Origin of the sequence: Flavobacterium sp. MEB061, from assembly GCF_000834715.1 — a bacterium.
Taxonomy (GTDB): Bacteria; Bacteroidota; Bacteroidia; order Flavobacteriales; family Flavobacteriaceae; genus Flavobacterium; species Flavobacterium pectinovorum.
Genome location: NZ_JXQR01000002.1, coordinates 109,061 through 129,428, shown reverse-complemented (window position 1 = coordinate 129,428; position 20,368 = coordinate 109,061). Strand labels below are relative to the sequence as shown.

The 20,368-nt window shown below is 34.0% G+C and carries 15 protein-coding genes; 8 read left to right on the top strand and 7 right to left on the bottom strand.

Annotated features, from left to right (window positions below; genetic code table 11):
• Positions 1-10 precede the first annotated feature (10 nt).
• The 4 genes from RT99_RS00595 (at position 11) to RT99_RS00580 (ending at position 5,824) form a co-directional block, all read left to right on the top strand.
• Entirely contained in the window at positions 11-1,078 is a 1,068-nt protein-coding gene (locus RT99_RS00595) for a SusE domain-containing protein (protein ID WP_042562768.1), read from the top strand.
• 85 nt (positions 1,079-1,163) lie between these two features.
• Complete coding sequence (locus RT99_RS00590; RefSeq protein ID WP_042562867.1) at positions 1,164-2,261, top strand: glycosyl hydrolase 53 family protein; 1,098 nt, start codon at positions 1,164-1,166, stop codon at positions 2,259-2,261.
• 3 nt (positions 2,262-2,264) lie between these two features.
• Positions 2,265-3,296 carry a glycosyl hydrolase 53 family protein gene (locus RT99_RS00585; RefSeq protein WP_242607154.1) on the top strand — a complete coding sequence of 344 codons (1,032 nt, stop codon included), beginning with the start codon at positions 2,265-2,267 and terminating at the stop codon, positions 3,294-3,296.
• 89 nt (positions 3,297-3,385) lie between these two features.
• Positions 3,386-5,824, top strand: coding sequence for a DUF4982 domain-containing protein (locus RT99_RS00580; protein WP_042562767.1), 2,439 nt, complete (start codon positions 3,386-3,388; stop codon positions 5,822-5,824).
• Positions 5,825-6,545: 721 nt separating this feature from the next.
• Here the strand turns inward: RT99_RS00580 and RT99_RS00575 are convergent.
• The 7 genes from RT99_RS00575 to RT99_RS00545 form a co-directional block, all read right to left on the bottom strand.
• Positions 6,546-6,923, bottom strand: a complete 378-nt coding sequence (locus RT99_RS00575) for a hypothetical protein (protein WP_042562766.1) — start codon at positions 6,921-6,923, stop codon at positions 6,546-6,548.
• 2 nt (positions 6,924-6,925) lie between these two features.
• Positions 6,926-8,245 (bottom strand): RHS repeat-associated core domain-containing protein, encoded by a 1,320-nt coding sequence (locus RT99_RS24545; RefSeq protein ID WP_052483468.1) that lies wholly within the window; start codon positions 8,243-8,245, stop codon positions 6,926-6,928.
• A 120-nt stretch (positions 8,246-8,365) separates the two neighbouring features.
• Positions 8,366-8,710, bottom strand: a complete 345-nt coding sequence (locus RT99_RS00565) for a hypothetical protein (protein ID WP_042562765.1) — start codon at positions 8,708-8,710, stop codon at positions 8,366-8,368.
• 229 nt (positions 8,711-8,939) lie between these two features.
• Entirely contained in the window at positions 8,940-9,926 is a 987-nt protein-coding gene (locus RT99_RS24540; RefSeq protein ID WP_052483466.1) for an alpha/beta fold hydrolase, read from the bottom strand.
• Between the two features lie 124 nt (positions 9,927-10,050).
• Positions 10,051-10,731: a hypothetical protein gene (locus RT99_RS00555; protein WP_052483465.1), complete on the bottom strand. Its 681-nt coding sequence runs from the start codon at positions 10,729-10,731 to the stop codon at positions 10,051-10,053.
• A gap of 118 nt (positions 10,732-10,849) precedes the next feature.
• On the bottom strand, positions 10,850-11,725 hold the full coding sequence (locus RT99_RS00550; protein ID WP_042562764.1) for an AraC family transcriptional regulator: 876 nt from the start codon (positions 11,723-11,725) through the stop codon (positions 10,850-10,852).
• Between the two features lie 233 nt (positions 11,726-11,958).
• Entirely contained in the window at positions 11,959-12,417 is a 459-nt protein-coding gene (locus RT99_RS00545) for a hypothetical protein (RefSeq protein WP_042562763.1), read from the bottom strand.
• Positions 12,418-12,786: 369 nt separating this feature from the next.
• Here RT99_RS00545 and RT99_RS00540 point away from each other — a divergent pair, with 369 nt between their 5' ends.
• From RT99_RS00540 to RT99_RS00525, 4 genes are all read left to right on the top strand, one after another.
• A complete protein-coding gene (locus RT99_RS00540; protein WP_242607153.1) occupies positions 12,787-14,643 on the top strand; it encodes an RICIN domain-containing protein in 1,857 nt (618 codons plus the stop codon).
• 272 nt (positions 14,644-14,915) lie between these two features.
• Entirely contained in the window at positions 14,916-15,494 is a 579-nt protein-coding gene (locus RT99_RS00535) for an RNA polymerase sigma factor (protein ID WP_131494889.1), read from the top strand.
• Positions 15,495-15,582: 88 nt separating this feature from the next.
• A complete protein-coding gene (locus tag RT99_RS00530; RefSeq protein ID WP_052483462.1) occupies positions 15,583-16,641 on the top strand; it encodes a FecR family protein in 1,059 nt (352 codons plus the stop codon).
• Between the two features lie 161 nt (positions 16,642-16,802).
• Complete coding sequence (locus RT99_RS00525; RefSeq protein ID WP_052483461.1) at positions 16,803-20,366, top strand: SusC/RagA family TonB-linked outer membrane protein; 3,564 nt, start codon at positions 16,803-16,805, stop codon at positions 20,364-20,366.
• Positions 20,367-20,368: the final 2 nt, after the last annotated feature.

Here is a 20,368-nt window from a genome sequence, read left to right as displayed (position 1 = left end):
GATACAAAAAATGAAACATATATATAAATTTTTTATAGCTATTACCTTAATTACAGGACTTTGGTCTTGTGAAAACGAAACAGATTTGATGATCGTAGAGCCTCAGGAAGCTGCTTTTTCAATGATTACTCCTGATAATGGTTCTTCGACTATTTTAAATAAAGACACACCTAACAATACTGCCCTGACTTTTACCTGGGAAAAAGTGAGTTACGGTACACCTACAATCGTTACCTATAGCGTACAGTTTGCAGCCAGTAATACTGAATTTGCAGCTCCGGTAGATATTACGTCTACAACTTCTACTCACGCCAGTATTACAGTAGCAGAACTGAATGCAAAAGCACTTGAGCTTGGTCTTACGGCTGAGGTTGAAGGAACAATCGATGTTAGAATTAAATCAACGGTTGGAACAACACTTTCAGAGCCAAAACTTTCTACGCCAATTACAATCGCATTGACTCCTTACAGAGGTATATTTCCTAAAATTGATTTGTTTTTAGTAGGACCTGGTACCGCAGCAGGATGGAGTGTAACGAGCAACAATATGCCAATTTACAGAGATACAAAGGAAAATGCAAAGTTTTATTACACAGGATATTTTAATAAAGATGGTTTTAAATTAATTGAGCAAATTGGTTTCTGGGCTCCGGCTTACGGAACAAATGGTGCTGCAGTACAATACAGAGCAACAGAAAGCGATACTGATCCGGGTGTTTTCCCTACGACAGCTGCAGGTTACTATAGTTTTGAAATTAATCTTGAAGAACTAACATATAAAATTGAGCCTTATACAGGACCAATGACAACGTACGCGGCAATCACTTTGACAGGATCTGTATTAACAGGTGATGACGCCGGATGGAATATGGATGTTCCTTTAGTAAAATCTGATTTTGATGGACATATCTGGAAAGTTACTCAAACTTTACAAGCCGGAAAAATGAAATTTAAAGCAAACAACAGCTGGGATGTTAGCTGGGGTGATAATGGTGGAGATATTATTGTTGAGGCTGGAAAATATGAAATTTGGTTCAATGACTTAGATGGTCGTTACACGTTTATACCAACTCCATAAAATTGAATTTAAAAAAATAAGAGAAGCCTCAACTTATTTTGAGGCTTCTTCTAAATTCAAAATTTCAATCACTATAACTCATATCATGAAAAAATATATAAAAATTCTTGGGTTACTTGCTATAACGGCAATTCAGTTTTCATGCTCAAGTAATGATGCTGCAGATACAGAAGCGGTGAATCCGCCAGATGCAACTGATACTTTTATCAGGGCATCAGATGTTTCTTTTCTTCCTCAAATGGAATCTTTAGGAACTAAATTTTACAGCAATGGCAAAGCAGAAGGAATGCTTACAACGCTTAAAAATGCAGGTTGTAATACAGTCCGAATTCGTTTATGGAAAAATCCTGTAAATGGACGTTCTGGTTTAAGCGAAGTAAAACAATTGGCTCAAAAAGCAAGACAAGCAGGACTTAGAGTTTGGCTTACCGTTCATTATTCTGACAATTGGGCTGATCCTGCAATACAGACCACTCCCAAAGAATGGGAAAATTTATCTTTTACCGATTTAAAAACAGCAGTTTCTGATTACACATCAACAATAATTACAGAAATCAATCCGGATATTATTCAAATTGGTAATGAAATCAATAGTGGATTATTGTGGCCACAAGGAAATTTAATCAGTAACGAAGAACAATGTATCGCTTTATTAACTGCTGCCAGCGCAACAGTTCGCAGTAAAGCGCCAAACACAAAAATAATGATTCATTATGCAGGTGTAAACGGCGGTGCAACTGATTGGTTTTTTACCAAAATGAAAAGTGTTGATTATGATTATATCGGATTATCGTATTATCCTGTTTGGCACGGTAAAGATTTGACAGAAGTAAAAAATACCATTGATGCTTTAGGAGAAAAATTCGGTAAAAAAGTCCTGATTGCAGAAACCGCTTATCCTTTTACTTTATTACACAATGATCAGACTAATAATATTGTAGGAACAAACGATCAGTTGGTACCGGGATATCCGGCAACTCCGGCGGGACAAAGAACTTTTGTTATGGATATTAAAAACATCGTAAAGACATCCCAATTCGGGCAAGGATTTGCGTATTGGGGAGGCGAGTGGGTTGCTTTTAAAGGACAACAATCAACAAGTGGTTCTACATTCGAAAATCAGGCTTTATATAGTTTTGACAATAATGCATTATCAGTAATGGAGGCTTTCAGCAAAGACTAAAACATGAGAAATTCACTTAAAATTATATCTTTTTTGATGCTAATTGTACTTGCATTTACTTCATGTAAATCAAAAATGATTAGCGAAAAAAACTCCTTTTCAAAAGGAGCTGATATCGGTTGGCTGCCTCAAATGGAAGCAACAGGTTATAAATTTTATGATGCAGATGGTTCTGAGAAAGACTGTCTGCAATTACTACAAGACCGTGGAATAAATACGATCAGGTTGCGTGTTTGGGTTAACCCGAATGATGATAAAGCCAGCGGACACTGCAGTCCCCAAGAAACAGTTGTTATGGCGGTTCGCGCGCAAAAAATGGGAATGCGCATCATGATCGATTTTCATTACAGTGATTCGTGGGCAGATCCCGGTAAACAAAATAAACCTGCTGCATGGGCAAAACATTCTTTTCCGGAATTGTTAACCGATGTTTACCAACATACCTATGATGTTTTGCAACTGTTGAAAAAAGCAGGAGTAACGCCGGAATGGGTTCAGGTTGGAAATGAAATTCCAAGCGGTATGCTTTGGCCGGAAGGACATACAGATAATTTTAATCAGCTGGCACAATTACTTGATAAAGGATATGAAGCTACAAAAGCCATCGATACAAAAATTAAAGTTATTGTTCATTTAGACGAAGGAAATAAAAGTGAAAAATTCAGATGGTTTTTTGATAAAGCCACTGAAAATAAGGTAAAATATGATGTAATTGGTTTATCGTATTATCCGTATTGGATCAAAACCGATTATCAAAGCACCATTTTAGATTTAGAAAATAATCTAAAAGACATGGCTTCCCGCTACAATAAAGAAGTTATGGTGGTCGAGGTTGGAGGTGATTTTGAACAAGTACAAAACACCAAAGAAATGCTTGAAGCGACTATAAAAGCCGTAAAAAGTGTGCCTAATAATAAAGGTTTAGGTGTAATTTATTGGGAACCACAAGGCGAAAAAAGCTGGAGCGGTTATCAATTGAATGCCTGGCTTTCTGACGGTAAACCTTCGCCGGCATTGGATGCTTTCAAAAATTAAAATTAGAAATTAAATTTTACCATTAAGATATTAAGTTTCATAAAGCTAAATGATCTTAATATCTTAATGGTAGAAAAACAAAACAAAAAATGAAATTAATTTTTAGATCAATAATATTCGTATTTCTTTTGATTTTTTCGTCCGGAAAAATAATGTCACAATCAACTACAGTTGTTTTAAAAGATAATTGGCGTTTTTCTAAGGAGGTAAAAGAAAATGCTTTTTCTGTAAATTTTGATGCTTCAAAATGGGAAAAAGTTAGTGTGCCGCACGATTGGGCGATTTACGGACCTTTTGATAAAGAATGGGACAAACAGGTTTCGGCAATTGAACAAAACGGAGAAAAAGTTCCTACCGAAAAAACAGGCCGTACAGGTGCGCTTCCGCATATTGGTACGGGTTGGTATCGCAATACATTTTCGATTCCTGAGTTTAAAAAAGGTAAAAAAGCACTTCTTATTTTTGAAGGCGCGATGAGTGAACCTCAGGTTTTTTTAAACGGAAAAAAAATAGGAGAGTGGGGTTACGGATACAGTTATTTTTATATTGATATTTCTAAAGATTTAATAGCCGGATCAGAAAATATATTAGCAGTAAAATTGACCAATATGCCATTTTCATCCAGATGGTATCCCGGAGCTGGTTTATACAGAAAAGTGAGTATTGAGGTAAAAGAGGAGGAAAGCTTTGTACAATGGGGAACTTTTATTACAACTCCGGACATCAAGGAAAATGGCGCTGTTGTTGACATTAAAGCCGAAATTAATGGCAATAATCTGTCGATGCAAACGCAAATAAAAGATGCAGCTAATACTATAGTAGCAACACAGAAAGCTACTGAAATGAAAGACGGAAAATTTCATCAAACTATTACTGTTGCCAATCCACATTTATGGAGTCCTGAGACGCCTTATTTATATACAGCGATTACCAAATTATACGCAGATGACGGAACTTTAAAAGACGAACAAAGTATAAAATTCGGTATCAGATCTATTAAATACGAAGCCAATAAAGGATTTAGCCTTAACGGAAAAGTGACAAAATTTAAAGGAGTTTGTCTGCATCATGACCTTGGTCCGCTTGGTGCTGCGGTAAACAAAGCAGCACTTCGAAGACAACTTACTATTCTGAAAGATATGGGATGTAATGCGATTCGCAGTTCTCATAATATGCCTTCTTTTGAACAGCTTGAATTGGCCGATGAAATGGGATTTATGTTTCTGGCCGAAAGTTTTGATGAATGGGCTAAACCCAAAGTACAAAACGGATATCACCGCTTTTTTGAAGAATATGCAGAAAAAGATATTGTAAATTTAGTGAGAGCCACACGAAATCATCCTTGTATTGTAATGTGGAGTTCAGGAAATGAAGTTCCGGATCAATATGGAGCTGAAGGTTTGACAAGAGCTAAATTTTTGCAGGATGTTTTTCATAGAGAAGATCCGACACGCCCGGTAACGGTAGGAATGGATCAGGTAAAACAGACTATGGCGTCAGGTTTTGGATCTTTACTAGATGTGCCAGGTTTGAACTATAGAGTTCATCTTTATGAAGAAGCTTATAAATCATTTCCACAAGGATTTATTTTAGGTTCAGAAACTGCTTCAACAGTGAGTTCAAGAGGAATTTATAAATTTCCTGTTGTACAGCAAAAAGAGAAACAATACGATGATCTTCAATGTTCGTCTTATGATCTTGAAGCTTGCAGCTGGTCGAATGTTCCTGATGAAGATTTTGTACTTCAGGATGACAAACCGTGGGTGATTGGCGAATTTGTCTGGACAGGTTTTGATTATTTGGGAGAACCTACGCCTTATGATGAAAAATGGCCGTCAAGAAGTTCTTATTTCGGAATCTCTGATTTGGCTGGACTTCCTAAAGACCGTTTTTATTTGTACAGAAGCAGATGGAATACGAAAGATGCAACGCTTCATATTCTACCACATTGGAACTGGAAAGGAAGAGAAGGAGAAATTACTCCCGTTTTCGTTTACACAAATTACGACAGCGCAGAACTTTTCGTAAATGGAAAAAGTATGGGGATTCAGAAAAAAAACAATTCAACTCCGCAAAACCGTTATCGCTTAATGTGGAATGATGTGAAATATGAGCCGGGAACCGTAAAAGTTGTGGCATTTGATTCAAATGGAAAAATAGCTGCCGAAAGTGAGGTTAAAACCGCAGGAGATCCGTATAAAATTGTTCTCGAAGCAGATCGCAAAGTCATTAAGGCTGATGGCGATGATATCTCTTTTGTAACTGTTTCAGTTGTAGATAAAAACGGAATTCCATGTCCTACAGCAGTTAATGAATTGCAATTTAAGGTAACTGGCGCTGCAACATACAGAGCAGCTTGTAATGGAGACGCAACTTCATTGGAAATATTTCACGAAAATAAAATGAAGCTTTTCAGCGGTAAATTGGTGGTATTGGTTAAAGCAATTAAAACTGCAGGTGCGATACAATTGGAAGTAACAGGTAAAGGGCTTCAGAAAGGTAAAATAAATTTAAAGTCAGAACTTTAATTGGAATATTGCAATTGTGGAAAATAATTTTCCTTTTCAAAATTACTCATGATGTTTTTAGATTAGTGTTTTACATAAAAGCAACTAACTGAAAAGGAATGTAAAATTATAATTTTTGAATAGTAAAAAGAGACGACCCGCTGGTCGTCTCTTTTGTTTTTATCAGGTAGTGTTTCAGATTTAGTGATATGAGATTTTACATTTTTAACATGTTGAAATAGAATAAATATTAGATATAATGTCCAAGATTTAAATAGAAAAAACTGTTAAAACGGAACAACTAAAAAGCAAAAACAGCAATTGTATATATCTGTTTTTTCTGCAAAAGTCTATTTTTTTATGCTCTTTGTGTCTTATAGTTGGCGGGTACGAAGTCAGGAGACTTCGTACAGCGCAAACCGACAAATTTATTTTTTTATAGAACTCTTCGAAGAGCTGGGCTGTTAAAACGGAACAATTAAAAATCAAAAATAGCAATTGTATCCATCTGTTTTTTTGTGAAGTTTAATTTTTTTATGCTCTTTGTGGCTTATCGTTGCGGGTACGAAGTCAGGAGACTTCGCACAGCGCAAACCGACAAATTTATTCTTTTATAGAACTTTTCGAAGAGCTGGGAGACACTTAATGTATCTGGAAGCTTTATAAAAAGTGCATAAAAACAAAAAACCTAATACCAAAATCATATCTAGTATTAGGTTTTCTTATTTATTGCATGTTTAATCTATTCTTCTTGCGGAGACTTATATTTAAACCCAGCGTTAACAATCTCTGTTGAATCTGTAACTTCTTGGTCTAATATTATACGGGAATACTCTGGCTTAATAGTTGCAAATTCAACCTTATAGTATTTATTAATATACATCTCTCCTGAATTATTAATATGTTTTCCAGATTCGTACCTTACATCATTAAAATAAAAGCAAAATTTAGCAGACGTAAAACTCCTTCTTGAATCGATATTAAAAACTTTTGCAACTGTAGTTAGTTTATTTTCATCAATTATATCTTTCTTTTCATCTTGATATTTATTTCCAAAAAAATAAAGCAGACCAAATGATAAAAAAAAACAAATGATTGTTACAATTTCTTTCTTAGACATTATTAACGTTTTTTAGTAGTTGTATTATTTCTATTAAATGATTTATCAATCTTAAAATCTTTAAAGTCTTTCTGAATATCATCCAAACTATCTCCAATTTTATTTTCAAATGTTTCAACAGCACTTCCTGAAGATAAATTTAAAACATTTTTTACAGCTGTATACATTGCTGAATTATCGGGTATTTCATACTTGGCTCCAATTTTAGAGCCTAAATAATTAGACCCAAATGTTGAGAAAAACTTTGAATCAAAATAATGGGTTTCCCAACCTCCCTCTTTTGTCCAACCTATTGTAGATTCTCCTAAATTTGATAAAAATGGGTTTCCAATCAATCCTGCAAAAAGAGGTTGAGCATAATTAAAATCATCCATACCTCGATTATATGCAATTTGACCAAATGCATTTGAAAGACCACTAATTACGCCTTTACTTACAGATGAATGTACAAGAGACGCTCCAAAATACTCAGTCATAGCAAGTGAACTTGTTCCTCCTATACCAGCTGCAAAATAATTAGCTGTTGCAGTAGTTCCGTACCAAGTAGTATATGCTTCATATGCTGTTCCAACTTCTGCGCCTCCAAATACCGCTCCAACTGCTAATGGCGGAGCAGAAACAGCTACAGCCGCAGCTTTTCCTCCGAAACTTAACCCGTGAGCACCAGGATATCTTTGAGGATTATTTTTAATTTTAGGAGGCAGAGGAAGCAGAAAAGACATAATAACACTTCCTGCATTTGTTCCTGATTCTTCAAGTCCTTCTAATTCTACAAATTGAATTACTTTGTTTCCACTAAAACTATATGGTGTATAGTGAGGATACTTTTTAGTTAACGGGTCAATCGCAAAAAACCTACCAATCCTAGGGTCATGCATCCTAAAGGTATAATTCAAAGAATTTCCTTCGCCTTTCAGCTCGTTGTCCATTTCCTGACCTTGGAATCCATAACGGTAATCCTTGCTGTTACCATGTCTATTCGGCACCAACATTCCAAAAGGATAATAATCTGAATAGGTAAGAACGTCAGCTACAAAGATAGTAGAAGCAAATGTATTTTCTGTAGATTCTACAGATGTTGTTACATTATCTAACGTGAAAACTTCTACACTGCCACTTCCGTCTTTTGGTTTGCTTCTAACCCATTGTATAGTACTCACAACACCTGTGGCTGTGAAAGTGATGCTTTGTCTTCCCGATACAGTTTCAGGCTTCTGGAAAATAAGCGTTCCAGAGTTAATAGCTTTAGTATTAATTCCAGAAGAATTTACTAAATCTAAATCGTAAGATACTGTATATTTTTTACCGGCTGTTGTAGGCATAAATAATGCTACTCCTTTTGATACATCATTTGCACTAATAATTAATTTATTGGTGTCTGCTACAGGAGATGAAGTGTTTACTCCAATCCAGTTACTATCTTGTATTACTTATCTATTTTTTTACCAAGTATTTTGTAAAACGATTTCTCCAACTGATTCGTTTTTATTTCCAACTGTTTTTATGATGCTGTACCTTGTATAATTTTCAACTGTAACTTCAATAAGATAAGTTTCTGATTTAAGGTTTTTTATTAAAAATTCTCCATTATCATCTCTGACTTTAAAATCTTGGATTATTTTTTTTTGATTTGTAACAGTATTAAGTTCGAAAACCTTAATCGAAAATGACCCAATAGGACTAAATCCATTATCTACAATCCTTCCCCAGATGGTAAAAGTTTCCTTCGGTGACTGAGTAGCAAAGAGGGGAGTAGAAAGTAAGATAATTAAAAGTATTCTTTTCATTATAATATTATAGTTTTTATAATAGCAACAACTGCTATGAATGATATTCATAAAGTGTCTACCAATTTAATGGCTTTAAAAAGACCCTTTATAATCTTATTTTATAATAGACATTAATTGAAAATAGGAGAACTTATATTTAGTTTTTTGATGAATGTAAGGTTCAATTTGTGGCACCTGCTGTCCTTGATATAAATCTCTGTTAGCTGTAGTAATTATTGTGGAACTATTATCTTTTAATCATATCATTGATTGCGTTTTCAATAATTTTTGGCTGCTCCTGGTTGATATAATGTCCACTATTGAGAACCAGGATTTGTTTGCTGTTGGTAGAAAGGAGTAAAAAATCCTTTTGCATCTTGGTCCAGGCATTTTTCATTTCTAATTTTAATTTATCGTCTTTAATAAATGAATCATAGCGTTTTTCATCAGCTGCAGTCAATACGTAAAGAGGGATATCACCAAAAGAGTTTATTTTTGATGCTTCCTTCTTGATGGAACTCATCTGATCCTGCTCTTCCAACACAGCATCAGCACTCTTGTAAAGTAAAGCGGGCATTATTGCATTTTGATATTGGTATTGTTTATCCTTGGGGAACATGTTTTTGAACATTAATCTGGCCAGGCCAAAGTTATTGGCGAATTTCAAAAAACCTCCTGGCAATCCTTGATTAACCATTTTAAATAGTTCGGGAGATAAGTATTTTTCGTCATTAGGACATTGACTATCCACTAATATTACACCGGCTACATCTTCAGGATATTTGTTGACAAAAAATCGGACAAGTGTCCCTCCAAATGAATGTCCTACAAGAATATACGGTTTTGGGACATTGGTTTTTTCCAGCAAAAGATGTAATTCTTCAGCAATCTGTTCACCTGATTTTGGATTGTGGCCTCTATCACTCCATAAAATTCCTGCCCTGTCATATGAAAGGCTTGTATAAGAGGTTGGTAATTCTTGTTGAATATTGTACCATTGCAGGTGTCCGGCAGGATCAAATGCAGTTTCAAATACAACCGTTGGTCCCCCATTTCCTTTTTTAAAATAATGGAGGCGATGATCTCCAACTTCTGCAAAGCTGCCATCGGGATTAATTTTTTCAGCATCATTTCGGGATATCCTTTCAAACACAAATCCAACAATAAGTAATAATACTATAAATGTAATTAAGCCTAAGACTATTCGTTTTGCCCATTTTAGAAATTTTCTCATAGTTTTTTATTACAAAGACATTTATATTTCAGTTTCGTTACAATTGATGTATCTTTTGCAGATTTATTAGACTAAACATCTTATCTAAAAATCATCAGATGCAGTGACAATCGCTGCAGAATTTTTATGGTTTGCTGTGGATTTTTTTATAATTTATCTTAATGGTTTTAAAGTCTCCTCCGCTGCTGTCTGCTGTAAATAACCCTATTTTTCCTGATGTTCGATTGTTGAGTTTTTCGACTATCAGCGAAGGTTGGTCTGCATTGTTTATGTACGCTTTAACAGTTGTGTTGTCAATTACTAATTTCATTGTAAACCAATCACTAGGGTTTGGTGGATTGATGATTTCTTTCTCAAAAAACGCATTCCTTTCCTTTCTTAATTTTTCCCAGGTAAAATCGGGATGGGAGATATATTGTACAGCATGAATTTTTTGAACAGAATCTTTAGCAAAAAAATTGAAAGGACGACAATAAACAGCATCATAATTAATATCATCGACGCCATGAAATACAATCCCAATAAAACTCCGTTGGAAAACGTCTTTTCCCCGCATTTCAATTTCAATTGTGCCGTTTTTAAAGTCCTTAACAGGCAGCCATACAATACCTTCCTTTTTATTTTCCAATATTTTTAGATAAGCTCCACTATCACTCGAAACGATTTTGATTTCTCTATTTACTGATTTTAGCTTTCCTTTTTTGTACAGATTAGCAAGTTCAATGGCTTGTTGTCGTTGCCCGAATAGAAAGCAGGGGAGCAATATCAAAGTAAATATATATGTGAATTTGGTTTGCTTTTTCATTGAAAGGCTATTTTTAATTATCTAATAATTTAAATGATTCCTACTGAGAACAGACCACTTTTGATAAAAATATTCTCATGTACAAATATATCATACATGTAATCAGAATAATTACCAGTTAGATAACAGAACTACCATTTTGATAAGCATTTCTGAATTCTTTTGGTGAGATTCCTGTTTGCGCCTTGAAGAAACGCGTTAAATGATTTGCCTGAGAGAATTCTAATAGGTACGAAATTTCATTTATATTAAGCTTCGTATAAGTTAGCAGGGACTTTATTTCAAAGAGAATAAATTCATTTACCATTTCAGAAACGGTAATCCCGAACTGCTTTTTAATGCATTTATTTAGTGTTACTCTGCTAATACCCAACTGTTGCGCGTAATAGTCAATGTTTCTTATTTTGCGGACTTCATTTTGTAAAATCTCTTTAAACATAAATGCAATACTATTATTTTCTGTTTCTGAAGATAGAAGATAATGCTCTGCATAAGCTCGATTGAGTTTGATTAATATAAAGTACAACAGTGCTCTTATTATATGTTCGCTATCTGATCTAAATGTTTTTATCTCATTGAGCAGTTCCTGAATTATATTGGCTAACTGTGAAAAGAAGTCATCATTAACCTTTAAATAGAGCGGTTTGGTTTTGTTGTAGAAAAACTGTAGCCTGAAAGAGAAGAGTTTATCCGAGAAGAAATTAGACAGAAAGCTATCCTGGAAAAACAGGAAATAACATTCAACTTCAGTCTTGTCCAAAAACCATCTTCTTTTTTGAAATGGAGAAATAAAAATAACTGTATTATCTGAAATTTCTATTCTTTGCTGATCAAGTTCTAAATAGCCGTTTCCTTTAGAAAAAAATATAAGTTCATAAAAATCTGTATGATGAAGCTCACTTTCAAAAAAATAATATGGAATGTCTTTATAAGTACCTATATCTATTAGGAGTTCAACATTATATTTATTTTTTAAGAATTTAAATGTCTTCATTATTAACGTATTTTTCGCATTAGTTAGATGCGGATATATATAAATTGGGATAAAGTTGACAATCTCATTTTGCTAACGACCATCGATACAAATCCAATAGAAGTTGGTAAAAATAGTTAATTTGCTTTTTTTTAATTCGATACTACAATAATAGTATTCCCTTTTTTTTAATCCCAAAAAGGTAGACAGAATGTTCATTGGTAACTTAAAAATGTAGAGCAGGCAGGTTTTTATTAAAAATGAGATTTTAGAAGTATTGGTTTATACCTGATAAAAAGAGCCATAATTTCATTTTCATTTTTTTCCAGAAAGGTTATCGGAAAATAAAACGATTCCCTGTTTTTCAGCAAAACATGTAAATAAACAGAGGCGCTCCTCTCACTATATTCATTATAGCTGAGGCTGTTCTTTATTTCAAGGGCATTTATATCATCCCACTCAAAAGTACCTATTGAATTAAAAAAAACGCATCTATCGCTAAAAATAATTTCAGCGGGGTCCTCAATAATGCGCTTATCCTTTATAAAAGAAAAAAGATACAAGAGTCCTATCAGGCCTAAAAATAGAGCCAGAAAAACAGATAAGTTAATAACAACTATAGCAGTCGATAAAAAAATCACTAGCGCCAGCAACGATATTACCGCGTTCTGTTTTCTAAGTCTTTTATCTCGTTTTATTATAATTGTTTTCATTTTTTAAAAATGGTGATTGTTTAACAACTTTTTTTATAATGTCAACAAATAATGATTCAATCTAATTTAGTGATTTTGTTTTTAGCCACATATTATTTTCCCCAATATTTCCTATTCTGGTTTTTTAGCCGAAATATAAATTAAGGTATCGGGAAATTTTATCAAATTATTATTTAGAAAAAAATAAAACAATAATTACACAATCGGTTGTTTTTAAAATGTTTATTGTTAAATTAGCAGTAAAAAACTTACTCAAAGTGAGAAGTATATTTTATTAACTAAACCATTTATATTATGAAAAGATTTCAAAAATTACTTTTTCTATTTTTACTGTTTATTCCCCTAATACAATTATTTGCATGGCCGGGAATGCCACTGCCACCTCTGCATATTGAAGGCAAAAATTTAAAGGATCCTTGCGGAAAAAACGTTTTACTACATGGTGTTGCCATAACACCAAGTCCTTGGTTTAATGGTTGCTCTTATAATCAATGTCGTTGGGATAACTATAATGTTCAGGGTTGTCTAAATTATAACAATGCAGTTATGGATGCACTCACAGACACAAATAACGGATGGAAATTAAATTATATAAGACTTCATATTGACCCTTACTGGACCAATAAACCTGGTTGTTCTGCAGGAGAAAATGATATCGCATGTTTTGATTACAATAGATTAGTAACTTATGTAAATCAAGTTATAATCCCTTTAATTAATCATGCCAGAAGCAGAGGGCTCTATGTTGTCCTTCGTCCTCCCGGAGTATGTCCTAATCGAATTGCTTATGGAGACAATTACCATAATTATTTAAGAACCGTATGGCAATTTCTATCGAGCCATCCAAGTTTAAAGAATGTAGATAATGTTATGTTTGAAATAGCCAATGAACCTATAGAAATACTTGGGACAAATGGAAATTGGGGTGCAACAGGTGATGAGCATTTTGCCGCTCTCCATAATTATTTTCAGGATTTAGTAAATAGAATTAAGGCTAATGGGGCAAATAATGTTTGTTGGATACCAGGAACTGGATATCAATCTCATTACCAGGGATATCCAAACCATTTGATAACTGGAGGTAATATAGGTTATGCTGTTCATGTTTACCCAGGATATTGGGGAGCTAATGCAGAAAATACCACTAGTTTTAATAATGCCTGGAATGCTAACGTGCAACCGATTGCAAACGTAGCACCTATTATGATAACAGAAACAGATTGGTCGCCTAGTGGGGACGAAACATGGGGTACTGGTACAACAAGTGGTTTTGGTCTTAATCTGAAAGGCAGAATTGATGCTACCGGAAATTGTAGTTGGAATTTACTTGCACCAGAAGGGTTGATAACTAAGGCAGATCCATATAATGTTACAACTGCTTTCAACAACGATTGGGAATCTTGTGCTGCACCAACTAAGCAGTGGTTCTCTGTATATGCAAATAACAATATACCATCGCAAAACTGTAGTAGCAGTACTTCGCTAGTAAACAATGGTGTTTATGAAATTGAATTTAAAACAAATTCAAATAAAGTAATAGATCTTAAGTATGGGGCTGATGCAAATGGCACTGTAATTCGTCCTTGGGATAGATCAGGGGCAACTGCACAACAATGGATTGCTATTGATGCCGGAAATGGCTATTGGCGTTTTAAATCAAATGCAAGTTCTACAGGACGTGTAATAGATCTTGACAGTGCAGATCCAACAAATGGAAAAGCGATAAGACTTTGGGATAATTATAGTAATGATGCTCAAAAATGGCTAGTAACCGATGTTGGTAATGGTTATTATAGTATAAAATCAGCCATAAATACATCAAAAAGTTGGGACATTTCTAATTGTAATATGGATGGCACAGCAAATCTTCAGCTTTGGGAATATTACGGGACTGCATGTCAATTATTTAAATTTAATAAAATAGGAAATACTTCAAAAAGTGTAGATGAGAAAAATATTTTAGCAAATAATATTGAAACAGATAGTGATGTCAAAGTATATCCTAATCCATCAAAGGGCGGAGATTTTAATATTTATTTCACTTCACAATCAGGTGAAAATTATTCTCTGGCTATATACTCAACAGAAGGTAAGTTATTATACGAAACAAAAAATCTAAAATCTAATACTAATCAAGTTATTAGAACTAAACTTGCCAAAGGTTTATATTTGGCTACGATTTCTCAAAATTCAACTACAACAACCAAAAAGATATTAATTGAATAGCCTATTCTATAATAATAACATATGAATTTTGGTAATGTTTCAGAGTTAATGATATGTAATTTTACATTTCTACTAATATACATTAGCAAAAATAAATTTAAAGACGAGCAGTAATGCTCGTCTTTTTTGTTAAAATAATCAAAATTATAAATTTTCAGATTATGGGTTAGAGTGTTAAAATGTAGTATTATTTTTTCTTATTTCGGAAAAAGTTGCAAAGGTTGAAATAAAAATGAAATTTCTATTGATAATTTTTTAAATTCTTTAGTTTTGTGCTGAAAAGAACCCTTAAAGGCAGGAAAATCTCAATGGAGAATGAAAAAAGAGATATTGATTTATGGCACCAAATAAAAAAGGGAGATGTTCATGCTTATCATCAATTATATGATCGGTATATAAATGCACTCTTTACATTTGGAATGCAATACACTAATGACGAAGCTTTAGTGCAGGATGCCATACATGATATTTTTGTTGATCTTCATCGTTACCGCACTACAATTGCAGCAGATGTAGTGGTTAAATCCTATCTTTTTAAAATACTTCAAAACGATATTTTCAAAAAACTAAAATCGCAATCCAAAACCTTGCGTCTTGATATTGTTTCAGAAGATGCTTACAGAACAGATTCAGCAGAAGATGAATTGATCTTTAGCGAAACTGCCTTAAATAAGAATGCCAGTTTAGCATTGGCCTTATCTTCTCTGACCAAAAAACAGCGTTACGCCCTTCACCTTAGATTTAGTGAAGATTTATCTTATGAGGAAATTTCTTCTACTTTAGAAATTAGCTTGGAATCTTGTAGAACATTGATTTACAGGTCATTAAAAGAGATTCGGGCTAAACTTTAAAAAAACTTTAAAAAAACGTTATTTTTTTTGTCTATGTTTTTGCCTTTTGATTCTTATAGCAATATAGAGAATCTAAAAGAAAAATATTTTGTACCCAAATTTCAAAATTTTACCAAAAAAAGATAAAGCCGATTTAAAAGCGAGGATTGCGGAGAGCATTGCGTTTGAAAAACAGCAAACCAGAAGAAAAAAACTTCATATACTTTCATGGAGCGTTGCCGCAGTAATTTTTGTAGGCCTTGGACTTATTACAGTTCTATCTAAACAAGAACAAAATGAAATAAGTTCGATTGAACAATTTGCAAACAGCAATAAGACTGACCGAACTGCTTTTGAAAAAAGTGATGAAATCAAACTGGTATTATCCAATAAGGAATCTGTAACAGTTGGTGACAGCTCAACGATTGCTTATGATGCATCAGGAAATAAAGTTAAGGTCAATAATAAGCAGATAAAACAAACAAAATCTCTCGAAGCCCAATACAATACGGTTTTGGTTCCTTACGGAAAAAGAGCGCAGCTTAGTCTGGCCGACGGAACTTTGGTTTGGCTGAATTCTGGTTCTAAATTGATTTATCCTACTTCTTTTGATAAAGATACAAGAGAGGTATTTCTGGAAGGAGAAGGAATTTTTGATGTAGCACATAATGCAGCAAAACCATTTTTTGTAAAAGCAGCGAACAATTATAGTGTACGTGTATTAGGAACATTGTTTAATGTAAGCTGTTATGCTAAAGATGCAAAAGTTTCAACCGCATTATTAAGAGGAAAAGTACAGATTGCTTATGCAAAAAAAGGGTTTTTTAATAATGATACACTTCAAACTGTTCTTAAACCGGGAATGATTGCGGCTTTAGATAAAAAACAGCAGACTATTAAAACCACTGTTCAGAATGTAGAGCCTTTATTTTCATGGAGAAAAGGATATTATGAATTTTCGCAGGAAAAACTTCCATTAGTATTAGACAAACTAACACGCTATTATAATGTTGATTTTGTCATGAATAAAAAAGTAAGCCAGACCGAAACCTATTCCGGGGCTTTCAAACTTAATGATGATTTAGATAAAGTGGTCAAAACATTAGAAGCCACAACGGGTTTTGAGTTCGTTTATAATGCTGAAACCAGGGAAATAACTATTAACTAATTATTAATGACTATAAATTGTGAGTGCCTATGATGTAAGATAAAACCTGAGAATAAAATAATCTAACCAGACCAAAAAAAAACCAAAAGATGCTCGAACATCTCTTGGCTTATGTAAAATTTTAATTGCACTTGCAATTATCGATAAACTAAAACAAAATTATGAATAAAAATCATGATATAGGCTCTCTATTGCCTAAAAAAATCATCAACCTTACTTTTATTTTATTTATGAGAGTATTCATTTTAGTTCTGTATTTAGGATTAACCAGTATCTACGCCAACGTTGCCAAAGCACAAAATGAAATCTCAGTAAAGGTTCAGGGAGCTTCTTTGCAAACACTTTTTACAACGATTCAGCAAAAAAGCGATTACGTATTTTTTTACAATGATGATTTATTATCTTCTGTTAAAAAAGTAAGTATTAATCAATACGCTACCGTTCCTGAAATTTTAGACACGGCTTTGTATAATACAGGGTTAACTTATACTATTATTGACAAGCAAATTGTTATAAAGAAAAATAAAAAAACGCAGCAACAAGTACAAGAAGAATATGAAGTTACAGGAATTGTTACCGATAAAACAGGAAATCCGTTAGTTGGTGTTAATGTTATAGTAGTAGGAAAACAAGCTTGGGATATTACCCGCGAAAAAGGTGATTTCCGAGTAACTTTAGCGGCCAATGATTCACTTCGTTTTGAATATTTAGGTTATAAACCGAGAACAATTGCCATTAACAATCAAAGAAACATAAAAGTTATTTTAAGTCTTGATGTTACCGAGTTAACAGGAGTTGAAGTAGTAGCCTCAAACGGTTACACCGATATTCCTAAAGAAAGAGTAACAGGAGCTTTTGAAGTTATTGGTGCAAAAGAACTTGCACAAGTCCCTACAGTAGATATTGCATCGAGACTGGAAGGAAAAATGGCGGGGGTAAGTGTAGATCCAAGAACAGGTAATATAGCCATTAGAGGAACAAATAGTTATGGAGCAAATTCTCCACTTATCGTTATCGATGGTTTTCCTCAGCCTATAAGTGATTTCTATTTAAGCAAAAGAGGAGTTCCCGGACAATCGATCTTAAGTTACATTAATCCGGACGATGTAGAGAGTATTACAGTTTTAAAAGACGCCGCTGCAGCTTCTATCTGGGGTTCTCGTGCTGCCAATGGTGTAATTGTTATAGTAACAAAAAAAGGTAAAAAAGCAGAGCCTACAATCAATTTCAGCACAACAACTACAGTAGGTGATAAAATCGATTTGAGCAAATTGCGTGTCATGAATACAGCTCAGTATATTGACTATGAAAAAGATTTGGTTGATGGCGGATTTGCAGCAGACGATATCAGCAATTGGCAAGGTAAAAATCCCAGCGCTGCTCAGGAAATTATGTTTCAGCAAAAAAGAGGAACAATTTCAATATCAGAGAGAGATCAATTGCTAAATAAGCTTTCGCAAAATGATAATCTGGATCAGATTGGCAGATATTTATTAAGAAACTCATTAACCACGCAATATGATTTGTCTGTAAGCGGCGGAAGTGAAAAAAGCACCTATTACTTGTCTTTGGGTTATAATAAAGATGAGGCTGCCATGAGAGGTAACCAATCGAAATCATATAATGTAACCTTAAATAATTCCTTTCAGCTGAAAAGCTTTTTAAAATTAAACACAGGAATAAATTACGTTTCTTCCAGTTTTCAGGCCAATACCGTTGCCAATGAAGCCTTATCCAATGTTTCATCAACCGCATTGCGTCCTTATGACATGATTGCCGATGAAAATGGAAATGGTGTTGACCGTTATATTCTTTTCAGACCAGAAGTTGCAAAAGGATTTGAAAGCCAAGGATATCTGCCATGGTCTTATAATTATTTGGATGAATTAAATTATTCGAATGTAATTACAAAAGGAGCCAACATAAGATTGAATGCCAGTTTAACAGCTACAGTAAACAATTGGCTGAATTTTGAAGCATCTGGAATGTATACTTCAATTGGCAACAAAACCAAATCTTTGAGCGAGCAGGACAGTTATTATGTTCGAAATATGATCAATGAAGCGACCTCAGTAGATACTGCCGGCAAATTGGTTTATGGTATACCAGTTGGAGCATATTTGTATAATATGACTACATCTAATGAATCTCAAAGCATGCGTTTTCAAATGAATATCAATAAGAATTTCAATGAAAATAATGGATTGCACTTTTTAGCCGGTTCAGAAATCAGAGAAGAGCGTAGGGAAGGATCAAGCCAAAGATATTATGGCTATAATACCGATACAAATTCATCACAATCTGTAAACCCGACAACATATTATACTACGATCTATGGTTGGCAGACTTACATTGGAACTTCAGATAATAGCATCAGTAAATACAGAGACCGTTATTTATCATATTACGGATTAGGGTCTTATGATTTTATGAACAGATACCACATATCTGGAAGTGTACGTTTTGATGATTATAATTTACTTGGAGCTTCCAGAAAAAACAGAGCATTACCATTATGGTCCGTGGGAAGTAAATGGGATATTAATAAAGAATTTTTCTTAAGAGAAGTAAGCTGGCTAGACAATTTATCGGCAAGAGTTACGTATGGTAAATCGGGAAGTGCACCCGGCGGCGGATTCGGAAGTCAAAGTGCTATCATTTCGGTTGGATCTATTGATTTTAATACGCAATTGCCAACAGCTTCTATTTCATTACCGGAAAATCCTGAAATTAAATGGGAAACAACATCGACTCTTAATTTTGGTTTAGATTATGGCGTTTTTAATAATCGCTTACGCGGAAGTGTTGATCTTTATTACAAAAAATCAAAAGATATTTTAACCAATATACCTTATAATCCAACCTATGGCTGGTCTTATTTAAATTACAATACAGGAACACTTGAAGGACACGGAGTTGATGTAAATATTGGAGGACTTATTATTAACAAAGGTTTCAAATGGAACAGTAATTTCAATTTTGCGTATAATACCAACGAAGTAACAGATTCTCGTTTTAAGGCTACATCTACAAACCAGTATTTTGGTTCAAGTCCGATATTGGGTGAAACAATAGGATACCTGTACGCTTATAAGTGGGCTGGTCTGGATGAAACAGGACAATCTACCGTTTCTAAAAAAGATGGTACAATTATAAATGCTTCCCAAGGTATCGCGAATGTTTCTCCGGATGACCTGAAATATATGGGAACCACCGTTGCGCCTTATTTTGGTGGGTTAATGAATGATTTCTCGTATCATAATTTCACATTGGGTGTACAGGTTACGTATTTCATGGGGCATGTGTTTAGAAACACAGTTTTACAAAACTATCCTACTTATTCTGGTGCTCAATATGGTGCTGTCGCAAAAGACGAACTTATTGCAGATCGTTGGAGACAAGCCGGAGACGAAGCTGTTACCAATGTTCCGGGATTAACTAATATTAGTTTTAATAGTTTAAATCGTTATCAAATGGCCGATATCAATGTGCTGCCTGCAGATAATATTCGATTACAGCAAATATCATTAGGGTATAATGTTCCTTCAGAATGGCTGGCAAAAACTTTTATAAAGTCGTTAAGCTTCAATTTTGCAGCGAGAAATTTAGGTTTATTATGGGTTAAAAATGACCAGGGTATTGATCCTCAATATTTATCAAATAATAACTATAATACACTTGCACCACAGCGTAATTATACTTTACAGTTTAATTGTAGTTTTTAATT